This is a genomic window from Mesorhizobium sp. ESP-6-4 (genome assembly GCF_020164735.1).
In the GTDB taxonomy this organism is placed as follows: Bacteria; Pseudomonadota; Alphaproteobacteria; order Rhizobiales; family Rhizobiaceae; genus Mesorhizobium.
In genome coordinates this window covers 345,141-358,694 of record NZ_JAIUGS010000003.1, presented here as the reverse complement: position 1 = coordinate 358,694, position 13,554 = coordinate 345,141, and the positions used below count along the sequence as shown (strand labels likewise).

General features: G+C 64.1%; 19 protein-coding genes. 13 read left to right on the top strand and 6 right to left on the bottom strand.

Annotated features, from left to right (window positions below; translation table 11 throughout):
- Positions 1-37 precede the first annotated feature (37 nt).
- From LB523_RS08855 to ispG, 3 genes are read right to left on the bottom strand one after another with little or no spacing between them, the layout of a single operon-like run.
- The gene (locus LB523_RS08855; protein WP_224712913.1) at positions 38-340 is read right to left on the bottom strand and encodes a phosphotransferase-like protein; all 303 of its coding nucleotides are present in this window, start codon (positions 338-340) and stop codon (positions 38-40) included.
- Complete coding sequence (locus tag LB523_RS08850; protein ID WP_224602251.1) at positions 337-1,197, bottom strand: lytic transglycosylase domain-containing protein; 861 nt, start codon at positions 1,195-1,197, stop codon at positions 337-339. The genes LB523_RS08855 and LB523_RS08850 overlap by 4 nt, the downstream gene beginning before the upstream one ends.
- 4 nt (positions 1,198-1,201) lie before the next feature.
- Positions 1,202-2,452, bottom strand: a complete 1,251-nt coding sequence (ispG, locus tag LB523_RS08845) for a flavodoxin-dependent (E)-4-hydroxy-3-methylbut-2-enyl-diphosphate synthase (protein WP_140841545.1) — start codon at positions 2,450-2,452, stop codon at positions 1,202-1,204.
- Here ispG and LB523_RS08840 point away from each other — a divergent pair.
- Positions 2,451-2,615: a hypothetical protein gene (locus LB523_RS08840; protein ID WP_224602248.1), complete on the top strand. Its 165-nt coding sequence runs from the start codon at positions 2,451-2,453 to the stop codon at positions 2,613-2,615. The genes ispG and LB523_RS08840 overlap by 2 nt on opposite strands.
- Before the next feature lie 76 nt (positions 2,616-2,691).
- On the opposite strand, the gene LB523_RS08835 is transcribed toward LB523_RS08840, so the two are convergent.
- Complete coding sequence (locus LB523_RS08835) at positions 2,692-2,871, bottom strand: YdcH family protein (protein ID WP_042641511.1); 180 nt, start codon at positions 2,869-2,871, stop codon at positions 2,692-2,694.
- A 239-nt stretch (positions 2,872-3,110) separates the two neighbouring features.
- Between LB523_RS08835 and LB523_RS08830 the strand changes: the two genes are divergently transcribed.
- Positions 3,111-3,314: a YdcH family protein gene (locus tag LB523_RS08830; protein ID WP_040985243.1), complete on the top strand. Its 204-nt coding sequence runs from the start codon at positions 3,111-3,113 to the stop codon at positions 3,312-3,314.
- Positions 3,315-3,332: 18 nt separating this feature from the next.
- On the opposite strand, the gene LB523_RS08825 is transcribed toward LB523_RS08830, so the two are convergent.
- Positions 3,333-4,133 (bottom strand): IclR family transcriptional regulator, encoded by an 801-nt coding sequence (locus LB523_RS08825; RefSeq protein ID WP_224602246.1) that lies wholly within the window; start codon positions 4,131-4,133, stop codon positions 3,333-3,335.
- A 164-nt stretch (positions 4,134-4,297) separates the two neighbouring features.
- Between LB523_RS08825 and LB523_RS08820 the strand changes: the two genes are divergently transcribed.
- From LB523_RS08820 to LB523_RS08785, 8 genes are all read left to right on the top strand, one after another.
- Positions 4,298-5,128 carry a transporter substrate-binding domain-containing protein gene (locus LB523_RS08820; protein WP_210200001.1) on the top strand — a complete coding sequence of 277 codons (831 nt, stop codon included), beginning with the start codon at positions 4,298-4,300 and terminating at the stop codon, positions 5,126-5,128.
- A gap of 117 nt (positions 5,129-5,245) precedes the next feature.
- Entirely contained in the window at positions 5,246-5,911 is a 666-nt protein-coding gene (locus LB523_RS08815; RefSeq protein WP_140841553.1) for an amino acid ABC transporter permease, read from the top strand.
- A 1-nt stretch (position 5,912) separates the two neighbouring features.
- Positions 5,913-6,563 carry an amino acid ABC transporter permease gene (locus LB523_RS08810; RefSeq protein WP_095767326.1) on the top strand — a complete coding sequence of 217 codons (651 nt, stop codon included), beginning with the start codon at positions 5,913-5,915 and terminating at the stop codon, positions 6,561-6,563.
- Positions 6,564-6,566: 3 nt separating this feature from the next.
- Entirely contained in the window at positions 6,567-7,358 is a 792-nt protein-coding gene (locus LB523_RS08805; RefSeq protein ID WP_224545559.1) for an amino acid ABC transporter ATP-binding protein, read from the top strand.
- A 37-nt stretch (positions 7,359-7,395) separates the two neighbouring features.
- Positions 7,396-7,857, top strand: a complete 462-nt coding sequence (locus tag LB523_RS08800) for a RidA family protein (protein WP_140841559.1) — start codon at positions 7,396-7,398, stop codon at positions 7,855-7,857.
- A 19-nt stretch (positions 7,858-7,876) separates the two neighbouring features.
- Positions 7,877-9,082 (top strand): aminotransferase class V-fold PLP-dependent enzyme, encoded by a 1,206-nt coding sequence (locus LB523_RS08795; RefSeq protein ID WP_224602245.1) that lies wholly within the window; start codon positions 7,877-7,879, stop codon positions 9,080-9,082.
- A gap of 78 nt (positions 9,083-9,160) precedes the next feature.
- Positions 9,161-9,658: a 5-(carboxyamino)imidazole ribonucleotide mutase gene (gene purE, locus LB523_RS08790; RefSeq protein ID WP_224532587.1), complete on the top strand. Its 498-nt coding sequence runs from the start codon at positions 9,161-9,163 to the stop codon at positions 9,656-9,658.
- Entirely contained in the window at positions 9,655-10,731 is a 1,077-nt protein-coding gene (locus LB523_RS08785) for a 5-(carboxyamino)imidazole ribonucleotide synthase (RefSeq protein WP_224602243.1), read from the top strand. The genes purE and LB523_RS08785 overlap by 4 nt, the downstream gene beginning before the upstream one ends.
- A 4-nt stretch (positions 10,732-10,735) precedes the next feature.
- Here the strand turns inward: LB523_RS08785 and LB523_RS08780 are convergent, their stop codons facing one another.
- Positions 10,736-11,158: a lysozyme inhibitor LprI family protein gene (locus tag LB523_RS08780; protein ID WP_224602242.1), complete on the bottom strand. Its 423-nt coding sequence runs from the start codon at positions 11,156-11,158 to the stop codon at positions 10,736-10,738.
- A 244-nt stretch (positions 11,159-11,402) separates the two neighbouring features.
- On the opposite strand from LB523_RS08780, the gene ykgO reads away from it, so the two are divergent.
- From ykgO to LB523_RS08765, 3 genes are all read left to right on the top strand, one after another.
- Positions 11,403-11,528 carry a type B 50S ribosomal protein L36 gene (gene ykgO, locus LB523_RS08775; RefSeq protein WP_040974291.1) on the top strand — a complete coding sequence of 42 codons (126 nt, stop codon included), beginning with the start codon at positions 11,403-11,405 and terminating at the stop codon, positions 11,526-11,528.
- 128 nt (positions 11,529-11,656) lie between these two features.
- The gene (locus LB523_RS08770) at positions 11,657-12,277 is read left to right on the top strand and encodes a tetratricopeptide repeat protein (protein WP_224532590.1); all 621 of its coding nucleotides are present in this window, start codon (positions 11,657-11,659) and stop codon (positions 12,275-12,277) included.
- A gap of 144 nt (positions 12,278-12,421) precedes the next feature.
- Positions 12,422-13,483, top strand: a complete 1,062-nt coding sequence (locus tag LB523_RS08765; RefSeq protein WP_224602241.1) for an alpha/beta fold hydrolase — start codon at positions 12,422-12,424, stop codon at positions 13,481-13,483.
- The last annotated feature ends 71 nt before the right edge of the window (positions 13,484-13,554 follow it).

The window sequence follows — 13,554 nt, the reverse complement described above, 5'->3', positions numbered from 1 at the left end:
CTGAACCCGCTCTTACTATGGCGAAGCACATTAAGATTTAACCGCCACCGCCCTGGCAAGCGGATTCTCCTCGCAATATTAGCAATTGGCTATCGGCGTTGTTGACGACCGGAAGATCGAGCCACCGCAAGGAATGCAGGTCGCTACAATTAAATCGCTGCTGGATGAGGCGGGCACATTCGGACGGCATCAGCCGGCTGGTGTCGAGCTCAAGGTCGTAGGCGACACCTCGGTGCACGCGTTCGAATTGCCAGCGTGCAAGTCCGGGCAGTCGGTCTGCACGCCGGCTTTCGCGCGTTTCGAGCACCTCTTGCGGCCCCCTGTCCTGGCGTTGCGTCACCGATTGCGCAACACCACGCAGGCGCCGCCGACGCTTTGCAGCTTGGTGCAGATGCCGTTGGCCTCGCCACGCGAGTCGGCGCCGATCCTGACCGCATAGATGCCGCGGCGGCCGATCGGCGTGCGCACCCGGCTCACCACCGGATCACGGCTGGCGAGCAAGGCCGGGAACCGGCTTTTGACCCTCAGCCATTGGCCGATCGCCGCCGAGCGGCGGAAGTTGCCCGCCACCTGCACGCCCCACGGCTTGACGTTGATCGAGGCCATGGCGACGGTCCGCGACATGATCACCGGCAGTCTGCGGCAGGCAAGCGCGAAGCTCATCTTCGGGTCGAGCGGCTGGACGGTGCCGGCATAGGACCTGTCCGAGAACTTGTCGACGGGCTCGCCCATGACGTCGAAGACATAGCTTTCCGTCTCCATCGGCAGGAAGCCGCCCGAGGCGAGCCAGCGCGACACGCGGTTCTCGCCGGCATTGTAGGCCGCGGCCGCGAGCCCGAGATTGCCATAGCTGACCTTCATCTCGGCGAGATATTTCGCCGAGGCCGGGATGGCCTGCCCGATGTCGAAGGGATCGGCGAGCCCGCGCATCTTCGCGGTGCCCGGCATGAATTGCGCGATGCCTTCGGCGCCGACCGGGCTCACCGCGCCCGGATCGAAGCGGCTCTCCTTCCAGATCAGCCGGGCGAAGAAATCCTTGGGCAGGCCGTTCTGTTGGGCCTGGGTCTCGATCAGATCGCAGACGCGGGAAATCAGGCGCTTGGCGGCCGACTTCGACTGCGGCGGATCGGCGAATGCCTGGGCGGCCGGGATCAGCACGAAAAACAAGAGCAGCGTTGCCTTTAGGAAACGCCGCATCGGTTCATTCCGCGGCGGCTTTGCCGTGTCCGTACCGCTGCTCGATATAGTCGCCGACCATCTTCTCGAAATCCTGCGCGATCGAAGGGCCGCGCAGCGTCGCAGCCTTCTTGCCGTCGATGAAGACAGGCGCCGTCGGCGTCTCGCCGGTGCCGGGCAGCGATATGCCGATATCGGCGTGCTTGGATTCGCCGGGACCGTTGACGATGCAGCCCATCACCGCGACCTTGAGGTTCTCGACGCCGGGATATTTCTCGCGCCACACCGGCATGTTCTTGCGGATATCGGCCTGGATGCTCTGGGCAAGTTCCTGGAACACAGTGGATGTGGTGCGGCCGCAGCCGGGGCAGGCCGCGACGATAGGCACGAACTGCCGGAAGCCCATGGTCTGCAGAAGTTCTTGCGACACCTGCACCTCGCGCGTGCGGTCGCCATTCGGCTCCGGCGTCAGCGAGATGCGGATCGTGTCGCCGATGCCCTGCTGCAAGAGGATGCCCATCGCCGCGGAAGAAGCGACAATGCCCTTGGTGCCCATGCCGGCTTCGGTGAGGCCCAGATGCAGCGCATGATCGGAGCGGGTGGCAAGCTCGGTATAGACGGCGATCAGGTCCTGCACACCGCTGACCTTGGCCGACAGGATGATCTTTTCGCGGCCAAGCCCGATCTCTTCCGCCATCTCGGCCGACAGGATCGCCGACTGCACGATCGCCTCGCGCGTGACTTCCTGCGCGGTGAGCGGCGAGCCCTTCGCCTGATTGTCGTCCATCAGCCGGGTCAAAAGCTCCTGGTCGAGCGATCCCCAATTGACGCCGATGCGTACCGGCTTGTCATATCTGATCGCCATCTCGACGATCGCGGCGAACTGGCGGTCCTTCTTGTCCTTGAAGCCGACATTGCCCGGATTGATGCGGTATTTGGCCAGCGCTTCGGCGCAGGCCGGATGATCGGCGAGCAGCTTGTGCCCGATATAGTGGAAGTCGCCGACCAGCGGCACGTCGATGCCGAGCCGCAACAGCCGCTCATGGATGCGCGGAACCGCCGCCGCGCTCTCGTCGCGGTCGACCGTGATGCGCACGATCTCGGAGCCGGCACGATGCAGCGCCGCGACCTGGGCGACGGTCTGGTCGACATCGGCGGTGTCGGTGTTGGTCATCGATTGCACGACGACCGGTGCGCCGCCGCCGACCATCACGCCGCCGACCGATACGCCGACCGACCGGCGACGCGGGAAGGGAGAAGAAAAATATCCGGTCATGCCGGCCGCCTTCATTTGGGAGTTTCGGCATGAGGTGGCGGAGCAAAGATGGCTTGTCAATGGCAAGCGGCGAGCCAGCCTGCAAATCGGCTGGAGCCGTGCGGGAAATAACAACCGGGCCGACCGCAAGATTTGCGGCCAGCTTTCCGTCAATTTCAGTTAAAAGCACCGACCCGGTGGCATTTCTTGCCACCGGAAATTCACCGCGGCGGGTTGCGATGATGGTGCCTGGAAGAGCTTCAGTGTGTCGTCGGACTAGCTTTCAGCTTTTCAATCTCGTCCTTGATTGCCAGCTTGCGTCGCTTGAGATTCACGATTTCGAGGTCGTCGACCGAAGGATGGTTCATCGCATCGGTGAGCTCGCGCTCGATATCACCGTGTTTCCGCTGCAACTCGTCAAGATGGGATGCAAGAGACATGAATGGTTCTCCCTTTCATGGTTTCCTCGATTGCAGCCGTCGCAGGAGCCTCCACCGCAGGTTGCGACTGTGACGGCACCATGACAGTTTGCCACCAACCGATCTCGATGTCGAATGCCACGTGGTAGCATTCCACGACAAAGTGAAATGTGGTAAGGGCTGCGCGCCGGTCACAAACCCGCAAGTCACGGCCCCGCCCAAACAGCCCGATTGGGCGATGCATACGCAGACGGTAGATAATGTCCGAACAGGAACAGGCTGAAATACGCCTCGAATATTCCCGGCTCAAACAAGAACACGCCGATTTCGACGCCGCCATCAACGCGATGATCGCCACCGGCTGCGACCCGCTTCAGATCCAGCGCATGAAGAAGAAGAAGCTGATGCTGAAAGACCGGCTGTCGGCGCTGGAAGACCGCATCATTCCCGACATCATTGCCTGAGCGGATCGCCCCGCACCGTTAAGAGATCGATAGCCGTGCCGCGCGTTCGCGCAGCAGCGCGAGAAGTTCGCCGGTCCGTTCTTCGGACGTGTCGATCGGCACCACAAGGCACATGGTCGCTTCGACCTTGCCTGGCGCAGAGAACACCGGCGCCGCAAGGCATTTGGTGTAGGCATCGACCAGGCCTGACGTGACGCAATAGCCGGTGATGCGCGCCCGCGCGATATCGTCGATGAAATCGTCGAGTTCGAGCTTGCGGCCGTCCGGCAGCACGAGGTCGTCTCGCGTGACCATCGCTTCGATCCCGCCGCGGTCGAGGCCGGCAAGCAGCAGCCGGCCGGAAGCAGTCCAGGGCAGCGGAATCTGCAGGCCGGTGGCCGAACTGATGCGGAATGGCCTGGTGCCCGGGCTCGAATGGACGATCGTGTAGCGGCCGTTCTGCAGCATGCAGAGCTCGGAGGTCTCGCCGGTCTCGCGCGACAGCGTGTCGACCTCCTGGCGGCCGCGCCTGAGCAGGTCGTTGCCGCGCATATAAGCCATTCCATAGAGATAGAGCTTCTTGCCGAAATAGACGCGGTTGCCGTCGCCAGCCATTTCCAGCAGCCCGGCTTCGACCAACTCGCGCACCAGCGTATAGGTCGTCGAGCGCGGCGCATTGAGCCCTTTGGCCAGGTCGCCGATGCCGATCGCACGCTGGTTGGCGTGCAGGAATTCCAGGATGTTCAAGGCCCTGTTGAGCCCCTTCTCGCGCGAGCCCGCCGGCCGCTCTTCATCCGCACCGTCGCTCGGCCACTCGGTCAGCGTTTCACTCTCTTGCATTGTCGATTCCTAGTGCTAGTATCTGTCTTGTACAGGATACACACGTCTCTTGTAAGAGACAATCGCTGATTGCGACGCGTATCTCTGCTGCATTGGGGAACACACCATCAAAGGAGGTCGCCGTGAACGACACATCCGGCAGACGTGATTTTCTGAAACTGGGAATGGCGGGGCTGGCCACCGCCGGCGCGCTCACCGCCATCAGCGCCGAGAAGGCGGCGGCGCAAGCCGCGTCCGACAGCGTGCTGCGCACTGCGCTCGATCGCGGCAAGCTGATCGTCGGCACCGGCAGCACCAACGCGCCGTGGCATTTCGAAAACGATGCCGGCGAGCTGGTCGGTATGGACATCACCATGGGCCGCATCCTTGCCAAGGGCCTCTTCGACGACCCGACCAAGGTCGAGTTCGTCATGCAGGATCCGGCGCAGCGTATTCCGAACGTGACGACCAACAAGGTCGACATCACCATCCAGTTCATGACCATGACGGCGCAGCGCTCGCAGCTGATCCACTTCTCGCGGCCATATTACGTCGAAGGCGTCGCGCTGCTGACGCTGCCTGGCTCCGAGAACAAGACCTTCGACAAGCTCCTGGCGAACGGTTCCGCCACGCGCATCTCGATCCTGCAGAATGTCGACGCCGAAAGCTCGGTGCATTTTGCCCTGCCGCAGGCGCAGGTGCTGCAGATCGATACCCAGGCGAACGTTCTGCAGGCGTTGGAATCCAAGCGCGCCGATGCCGCCGCTGTCGATCTGTCGACGGTGCGCTGGCTCGCCTCGCGCAATCCCGACAAGTATTTCGACGCCGGCAAGAGCTGGTACTCGATGCTTTACGGCGCTGCGGTCCGGCAAGGCGACCTCGACTGGCTGACCTTCGTCAACCAGACCTTCACCATCGCCATGTTCGGCCATGAGACGGCGCTCTACGATGCCGCCTTCAAGGAATATTTCGGTCAGGAGCCGCCGCCGCGCCATCCGGGCTTCCCGGTCATCTGACGCGCCACACGACCAACCGGCGGAAGGGTGGGGCAACCGTTCTTCCGCCTGTTCTCCTCACACCGGCCCATGCGAATGATGAATGCTATGTTCACCGCGGGCCATTGAGACGGACGCATGGGCTATACGCTCAATTTCAACCTGATCTGGCGGCATTTCGACAAGCTATGGGGCGGCTTGCTGCTCAGCCTTGAGCTTGCCGTCATCTCGATCGCCATCGGCATCGTCATCGGCTTGGTGTTGGCCGTCTGGTATGTCTCGGCCGGACGCGTGGTGCGCGCCATTATCGCCGCCTATGTCGAATTCATCCGCAACGTACCGCTGATCCTGCTGGTCTATTTGGTCTTCTACGGCCTGCCGACGGTCGTCGACCTTGCCTACAGCGCCCCCACCTCGTTTGTCCTGACGCTATCGGTCTATAGCGGCGCCTATCTCGTCGAGGTGTTCCGCTCGGGCCTGGAAGCGGTGCCGCGCGGTCAGCTCGACGCCGGCAAGGCGATCGGCCTTACTCCATGGCAGCGCCTGATCCACGTACGCCTGCCGACGATGCTGCGCATCACGCTGCCGGCACTGTCCAACACCTTCATCTCACTGTTCAAGGACACCTCGATCGCCTCGGTGATCTCGGTGCCCGAGCTCACCTACGGCGCCCAGTGGATCAACTTCAACACGTTCCGCATCGTCGAGGTCTATCTGGTGACGACGGCGATGTATCTGGTGACCGGCTACACCTTGCTGTTTGCGCTGCGGCTGGTCGAACGCCGGTTCAGGGCGGCGCGCTGAGATGCTGAGCCAGATCCTCTACGCCCTGCCGTTCCTTGCCGAAGGCTTCGCCGTGACCTTATGGGTCTCGCTGCTGGTCGTGGTCCTGTCCTTGATCGCCGGGGTCCTGCTGGGCGTCGGCCTGGTCTACGGGCCAGCGCCGCTGCGTTGGGCGGTGCGCATCTTCTCGGACACCATCCGCGGCATCCCGATCCTGGTGCTGATGTTCTTCGTCTATTACGGCCTGCCCGCGGTCGGCGTGCACCTTCAGTCCTTCTGGGCAGCGGTGCTGGCGCTGACCTTGTTCAAGACGGCGCAGGTCGTCGAATATGTCCGCGGCGCCGTCGCCTCGATCCCGAAAGGCCAGTCGGAAGCGGCGATGGCGATCGGTCTCACCTTCCGCCAGCGCCTCACCTCGGTGATCTTCCCGCAGGCTTTCCGCCGCTTCCTGCCACCCTGGATCAACGGCGTCACCGATGCCGTGAAGGGCAGCGCGCTGGTTTCGCTGCTCGGCATCACCGATCTGATGCAGGCGATCAACCAGGTCATCGGCCGCACCTATGAGGCGATGCCGCTCTATATCCTCGGCGCTCTCATCTATTTCGCCGTCAATTATGCGCTTTCCTATGCCAGCCGGCGGCTGGAACGGCGCTTCGCTTTCATCCGGGATTAAGTGATGGCCAGTTCGAACGACAACCCAGCGCTTCTCGACATTGCCGAGGTCTCGAAATCCTTCGGCTCGGTCAGTGTGCTGCGCTCGGTCAGCTTGCAGGTGGCGAAGGGCGAGGTGGTGACCATTATCGGCCCTTCGGGCAGCGGCAAGACCACGCTGCTGCGCTGCGTCAACTTCCTCGAAAGCTATGACAGCGGCTCGATTCGCATCGACGGGAAGGAGGTCGGCTTTCGCGACGGCGGCGCGCGCCAGCGGCGCAGCGAACGCGATTTGGCCGCCATGCGCGCCGAGACCGGCATGGTGTTCCAGAGCTTCAACCTCTTCCCGCATCTGACCGCCGCCGGCAACATTATGCTCGGCCTGACCAAGGTGCGCGGCAAGAGCAAGACGGAGGCGCGCTCGATCGCCGAGCATTGGCTGAGCCGCGTCGGCCTCGCCCACAAGGCAGACAGCCTGCCCGCCGAACTTTCGGGTGGCCAGCAGCAGCGAGTCGGCATTGCCCGCGCAGTCGCCATGGAGCCCAAAATCCTGCTGCTCGACGAGATCACCTCGGCGCTCGACCCGGAGCTCGTCGGAGAGGTGCTGGCGGTGGTCCGCAGCCTCGCCGAAGACGGGATGACCATGGTGATGGTCACGCACGAGATGGCCTTCGCCCGCGATGCCTCCAGCCGCATCGTCTTCATGGCCGATGGCGGTGTCTCGGCCGTCGGTCCGCCGAAAGAAGTGCTCGCGGCGGAAACGACCAACGAGCGCCTCCGCGCATTTCTGGCGCGTTTCCGCGCCTCGCATTTCTGAAAGCGGATGGCCTCGGCCTTCCAGGGAGTACCGTTCCATGTCGCCTTACATACGGCTCGCCGAGCTTGGCCTGACGTTGCCGGAGCCGCCGACGCCCATCGCCAATTTCGTCACCCATGCCGAGAGCGGCCGGCTGATCTTTCTTTCGGGACAGGGGCCGCTGCGTGCCGATGGCACGCTTTGCACCGGCAAGGTCGGCGATGACGTGACCGTGGATCAGGCCTATGAGCATGCCCGCCTCACCGGCCTCAATTTGCTCGCCGTCATGCATGCCGCGGCGGGCGATCTCGGCCGCATCGTGCGCGTCGTCAAGCTGCTCGGCTTCGTCAATGCCACGCCGACCTTCAGCGACCACCCCAAAGTGGTCAACGGCTGCTCGGATCTCTTCGCCGATGTTTTCGACAAGCTTGGCGGCCATGCTCGCTCGGCCATCGGCGTCGGCTCGCTGCCACGCAATATCACTGTCGAAATCGAAGCGGTCGTGGAGATCGCCGCCTGACTTAACGGAGTCCACTCACATGAAGACCTATTCCGACACCGGCTCCAACACCACTATCCGCGAGCGGCTGGGCTTGAGGCCAATCATCAATGTCTCGGGCACGATGACGGCGCTGGGCGCCTCGATCATCGTTCCCGAAGCGATCAGCGCCATGGCCGAGATCGCTTCGCAATGGGTGGAGATGGACGATTTGCAGCGCGCCGCGAGCGCGGTGGTCGCACGCCTCACCGGCGGCGAGGCCGGCTTCATCACCGCCTGCTGCGCCTCGGGCATCACCATGGCCATCGCCGGCGCAATGACAGGCACCAATCTTCTCGCGATCGAACGCCTGCCGGACGACACCGAAGGGCTGAAGTCCGAGGTCGTCATCCAGCTCGGCCACATCGTCAACTATGGCGCGCCCATCGACCAGTCGATCCGCGTCGCCGGCGCCAAGGTCATTCCGGCGGGCACCGTCAGCGTCACCCAGGACTATCACGTGCGCGAAGCGATCAATGAACGGACGGCGGCGGCTCTCTACGTCGTCGCCCACCACACCGTGCAATACGGCATGCTCTCGCTGGAGGAATTCTGCGAGATCTGTCATGCCAAGAACATTCCAGTGATCGTTGATGCCGCGTCCGAATATGACCTGCGCAGCTTCCTGGCGCGCGGCGCCGACATCATCGTCTATAGTGGCCACAAATTCCTTTCGGGCCCGACCAGCGGCATCGTCACCGGCCGCAAGGACCTGGTACGCGCCGCCTACCTGCAGAACCGCGGCGTTGCGCGCGCCATGAAGGTCGGCAAGGAAAGCATCGCGGGCACCATGGCGGCGCTCGACGCCTGGGAGAAACGCGACCATGCCGGCATCCGCCGGCGCGAGGAGGCGGCGCTCAATCTGTGGAAGGATTCACTTCAAGGCATCCCCGGCATCGGTGCTGAGATCATTCCCGACCCGACCAACAATCCACTCGACCGCCTGCAGGTCTTCGTGCGCCCGGAAAGCCGCTTCACCGCCGCAGGCCTCGCTTCCGCTTTGGCTGCCGGCTCGCCGCCGGTTATCGTCCGCAATCACGAGGTCGAGCGCGGCCATTTCTTCCTCGACCCCTGCAATTTGCATCCCGGCGAGGCGGAGATCGTCGCCAAGCAGCTGCGCGCCGTGTTGACGGCCAAGGAGCGTCCGGCCGATGCGATGAAAATCGCGCGCAAGGACTCCTCGGGCTCTTTGCGTTGGCCGGACTAGCTCGGTGCGCATTCGCCACATCCTTGCGGCTGTCGGCGAATTCCGCTAAGGCGCGCCTTTGCCGCCGGGAGCGAAGCCTTGACCGATCAGCGTGCCGACGTCGCCATCATCATGGGCAGCCAGTCCGACTGGACGACGATGCGCCAGGCCGCGGAAACGCTGGAAGCGCTGGGCATCCCGCACAAGCGGCTGATCGTCTCCGCCCACCGCACGCCCGACCGCCTCTATGAGTTCGCCAAGGGCGCCAAGGCCGCCGGTTACAAGGTGATCATCGCCGGCGCCGGCGGAGCGGCGCATCTGCCCGGCATGACGGCCGCAATGACGCCGCTGCCCGTCTTCGGCGTTCCGGTGGAATCCAAGGCGCTTTCGGGCCAGGACTCGCTGCTCTCCATCGTGCAGATGCCGGCCGGCATCCCGGTCGGCACTTTGGCGATCGGCAAGGCGGGCGCCGCCAATGCAGCGCTTCTCGCAGCGGCGGTGCTGGCGCTGAACGACGATAAGCTCGCTGCCCGGCTCGACGCCTGGCGCGCGGCGCAGACCGCCAAGGTCGCCGCCGAGCCGACGGACACGCCGTGAGTCTGGCGCCCGGATCGACCATCGGCATCATCGGCGGCGGCCAGCTTGGCCGTATGCTGGCGATGGCTGCGGCGCGGCTCGGCTACCGTGTCGTTGTGCTGGAACCGCAGGCCGACTGCCCGGCCGCGCAGGTCGCCAACCGACAGATCGTCGCCGCCTATGACGATCCGGCGGCGCTCGCCGATCTGGCCAGCGCCAGCGCCGTCGTCACTTACGAATTCGAGAACGTCCCGGTCGCCGCGGCGCAAACGCTGGCTGCAACGGTCCCCGTCTATCCGCCGGCCCGCGCGCTCGAAGTCGCGCAGGACCGCCTCACCGAAAAGAGCTTTCTCAACGGCATCGGCATCCCGACGGCGGAGTTCTGTCCGGTCGACAATGACGATCAACTGACCGAGGCCATCAAAACGTTCAACGGCAGCGGCGTGCTGAAGACCCGCCGCATGGGCTATGACGGCAAGGGCCAGCGCGTCTTCCGCAATATGCAGACCGGCGGCTTTGCCGGCACCTGCGAGGCGATGGGCAATGTGCCGCTGATCCTGGAATCGCTGGTCGCCTTCGAGCGCGAGATTTCGGTGATCGCCGCGCGTGGGCTGGACGGCTCGGTCGCCGTCTTCGATCCGGCCGAAAACGTCCACCGCGAAGGCATATTGCGCAGCTCCACTTTGCCGGCGGCCATTCGTCCGGGGACGGAAGCCGCCGCCAAGGAGGCAGCCGCGAAAATCCTTTCCGCGCTCGGCTATGTCGGCGTCATCGGCGTCGAGTTCTTCGTGCTGGCCGACGGCGCGCTTCTGGCCAATGAACTGGCACCGCGCGTGCACAATTCCGGCCACTGGACCGAGGCCGCCTGCGTCGTCTCGCAGTTCGAGCAGCATATCCGCGCCGTCGCCGGCCTGCCGCTGGGTTCGCCCGCCCGGCATTTTGACTGCGTGATGGAAAACCTGATCGGCGACGACATGCTGAAAGTGCCGGCGCTGGTGGCTGAGCCCGACCTGATGTTGCATCTCTACGGCAAGGCCGAGTCGCGCCCCGGCCGCAAGATGGGCCATTTCACTCGTCTCATCAGGTCGCAATAACGCCCTATTGCATATCCTGATCGTCGCCCGCGTCCGAGCCGGCGCAACTCGGATCGCTCAGCTTGCAGCTGGCGTCGGAGGTCAACTGCTTTATGCGATCATTGGTCAGCGTCGTCAGGCACTCCGAAACCTCCATCGGGTGAATGGAGCCGCCCTCGCTCTCGGCAGTCGCATAGGCGCATTCGGCGTCGCGAAAGGCGATCCAGGCGCGTTGCGCCGTCTGCAGCAGCTTATTCGAGGCCTGATCGTTGCTGCCGACGATGTTCTTGTAGGCAGCGTTGAGCTTGGCATCGGCCGCCTGATAGTCGGCATCGGCGCAAATATTCAGCATCGACTGGCTGTCGTCATTGCGGTCGCAGTCCTCGGCAAAGGCTGCCGGAGCCGTCGCGAGCAAGGCAAGACAGGCAGGCAAAAGCAGGCGACGCATGTGCAATCTCCGGTCGTTTCGGCGAGACCGCACCATCCCAGCCGCCCTTGAGTCGCGCAATGCCGTGCTGCCGGATGGCGAATATTTGATCTGCCGGCCCACTTGTGGCATTCGGGGCGCGCACACGTGGTTGACACGGGCAAGGCACCTCGTTTATGAGCCACGCAAGTTCCAAGGCGCGCTTTTTCCGGGCGCGCCTTTTAAAATTCGGCCCGGGACGGGCCCTGACCGAACAGGCAAGACCATGAAGATCAAGAATTCGCTCAAGGCGCTCAAGGCGCGTCACCGCGACAACCGGCTGGTTCGCCGCAAGGGACGCATCTACATCATCAACAAGACCGCTCCGCGCTACAAGGCGCGCCAGGGCTGAGACTTGAGCGCAGCTTGCTGTCGCTTGCTGCGCGGCGCCCACGGCGCGCTGATGTCGAATGCCGGTTCGCCGGCGCTCTCACGCTAAAATCGCTTTGACGATCCGCCGTCCGGGACTAGATTCCGACGATGCGGATTCGTTTTGCATTTTTCGCCGCCCTTATGCTCTCCGGCACAGTTTTGCCTGCAGGGGCAGAAACGGTGCCCGGCGCGCTACCGCCAGATGCCGCGCCACCCGCCACAACACCGCCACCCGCCGCTCCGACCAGGCAGGGCCGCCTCGACCAGCTCTTCGCTGAGTTGAAGCGCGAGCGCAATGAAAAGGCCGCCGAGCGCATCGCCGGCCGCATCTGGAACGAGTGGAACCAGTCGGGCAGTGCCTCGATCGACCTGATGATGCAATGGGCGCAAAAGGCGACGGAAGACCAGAAATTCGACGTCGCCCTCGACTTCCTCGACCAGGTCGTGACCTTGCAGCCCGACTATGCCGAAGGCTGGAACCGCCGCGCCACCGTCCATTTCATGATGAAGAATTACGGGAAGTCGATGGCCGACATCGACCGTACCCTGGAGCTCGAGCCGCGCCATTTCGGCGCGCTCTCTGGCCTCGCTCAGATCATGGCCGAAACCGGCCACAAGCAGTCGGCGCTGGAGGCCTGGCAAAAGGTGCTGGCGATCTACCCGATGATGCGCAGCGCCCAGAACCAGGTCTCGACGCTCTCGGAAGAGCTCGCCGGCGAGGGGATTTAGGCAGTAGGAATTGGGCAGTAGGCAATAGGAAAGAGAGCAACCTACTGCCTACTGCCTACTGCCTACTGCCTACTGACTACTGCCCTACTCCCCTACTCCCCTACTCCCCTAAACTAAATCCGGCCTACCACCGTATCCCTCCGCATGAACCTCATCTGCGCCGCCCTCCTCTTCCTCGTCGCTCTCCTCTTTGCCTTCGCCGGCGTCACCCGCGCCGGCGTCTGGCTGGTCGAGCGACGCAGCCCGCCTGCCGGCGCGTTCGCCGAGATCGATGGCGCGCGCATCCATTATGTCCATATCCCGGCGCCCGCCGGCGCCGACCTGCCGCCGGTCGTCTTCATCCATGGCGCCAGCGCCAATCTCAAGGACCAGATGCTGCCGCTAAGGCCCCTGCTCGGGAGCCGCGCCGAAATGCTGTTCCTCGACCGCCCGGGGCTCGGCTGGTCGGAGCGCGGAGACAATGAGACGTTGGCGAAGCAGGCGGATACCATTGCCGCGCTGATGGACCGGCTGGGAATCCGCGACGCAGTCATCGTCGCCCATTCCTTCGGCGGCGCGATCACCACGGCCTTCGCCCGTCAGCATCCGGAAAAAACGCTTGGCCTCGTCTTCCTTTCGCCCGCCACGCATCCCTGGCCGGGCGGCGCGACCGCCTGGTACTACAAGCTCACGGCCACGCCGGCGATCGGCTGGCTGTTTTCCGAAACGCTCGCCTATCCGGCCGGCATGCTGCAGATCGGCGGCGCGACGTCTTGCGTCTTCTCGCCGAACGCTGTGCCGGACTCCTATGTCGACAATGCCTCGATCCCGCTGGTGCTGCGGCCGTCCGCCTTCCGCGCCAACGCCCGCGACGTCGCCCAGCTCTACGACTATGTCCGCGCCGCCTCACCTGGCTATCGCGAGATCAAGGCGCCGACGGTCGTCATCTCGGGCGATCGCGACAAGGTGGTCTACGCGACAATCCATTCCATCGGCGTGGAACGCGACATTCCCGGCGCCGAGCTGGTCTGGATCCACAATCTCGGCCACAAGCCGGACTGGATCGCGCCCGACCTCGTGGTCGGCGCCATTGCGAAAGTGGCCGGCGCGCAGATCGATTTGCAGGCGATCGCCAAGACCGCGGAAGGCCGGATCGCCGGCGACGCGCAGGGCGCCGGCAAATGTCCTGAGCTCCGGGTGCCAGACGCAGAACTCGCGCCGGGCTGAACTCGGAGGTTCAAGCGCCAAGGGCGTGTTGAGATTCGGGTCAGGCCGGCCTCACCCGAATATCGACTACG

Excerpts from the sequence above, each read along its gene's own strand:
- LB523_RS08850 (WP_224602251.1), bottom strand. The coding sequence starts at position 1,197 with ATGCGGCGTTTCCTAAAGGCAACGCTGCTCTTGTTTTTCGTGCTGATC.
- LB523_RS08840 (WP_224602248.1), top strand. The coding sequence starts at position 2,451 with ATGCCGGCCGCCTTCATTTGGGAGTTTCGGCATGAGGTGGCGGAGCAA.
- ispG (WP_140841545.1), bottom strand. The coding sequence starts at position 2,452 with ATGACCGGATATTTTTCTTCTCCCTTCCCGCGTCGCCGGTCGGTCGGC.
- LB523_RS08835 (WP_042641511.1), bottom strand. The coding sequence starts at position 2,871 with ATGTCTCTTGCATCCCATCTTGACGAGTTGCAGCGGAAACACGGTGAT.
- LB523_RS08830 (WP_040985243.1), top strand. The coding sequence starts at position 3,111 with ATGTCCGAACAGGAACAGGCTGAAATACGCCTCGAATATTCCCGGCTC.
- LB523_RS08825 (WP_224602246.1), bottom strand. The coding sequence starts at position 4,133 with ATGCAAGAGAGTGAAACGCTGACCGAGTGGCCGAGCGACGGTGCGGAT.
- LB523_RS08820 (WP_210200001.1), top strand. The coding sequence starts at position 4,298 with ATGGCGGGGCTGGCCACCGCCGGCGCGCTCACCGCCATCAGCGCCGAG.
- LB523_RS08815 (WP_140841553.1), top strand. The coding sequence starts at position 5,246 with ATGGGCTATACGCTCAATTTCAACCTGATCTGGCGGCATTTCGACAAG.
- LB523_RS08810 (WP_095767326.1), top strand. The coding sequence starts at position 5,913 with ATGCTGAGCCAGATCCTCTACGCCCTGCCGTTCCTTGCCGAAGGCTTC.
- LB523_RS08805 (WP_224545559.1), top strand. The coding sequence starts at position 6,567 with ATGGCCAGTTCGAACGACAACCCAGCGCTTCTCGACATTGCCGAGGTC.
- LB523_RS08800 (WP_140841559.1), top strand. The coding sequence starts at position 7,396 with ATGTCGCCTTACATACGGCTCGCCGAGCTTGGCCTGACGTTGCCGGAG.
- LB523_RS08795 (WP_224602245.1), top strand. The coding sequence starts at position 7,877 with ATGAAGACCTATTCCGACACCGGCTCCAACACCACTATCCGCGAGCGG.
- LB523_RS08780 (WP_224602242.1), bottom strand. The coding sequence starts at position 11,158 with ATGCGTCGCCTGCTTTTGCCTGCCTGTCTTGCCTTGCTCGCGACGGCT.
- ykgO (WP_040974291.1), top strand. The coding sequence starts at position 11,403 with ATGAAGATCAAGAATTCGCTCAAGGCGCTCAAGGCGCGTCACCGCGAC.
- LB523_RS08770 (WP_224532590.1), top strand. The coding sequence starts at position 11,657 with ATGCGGATTCGTTTTGCATTTTTCGCCGCCCTTATGCTCTCCGGCACA.
- LB523_RS08765 (WP_224602241.1), top strand. The coding sequence starts at position 12,422 with ATGAACCTCATCTGCGCCGCCCTCCTCTTCCTCGTCGCTCTCCTCTTT.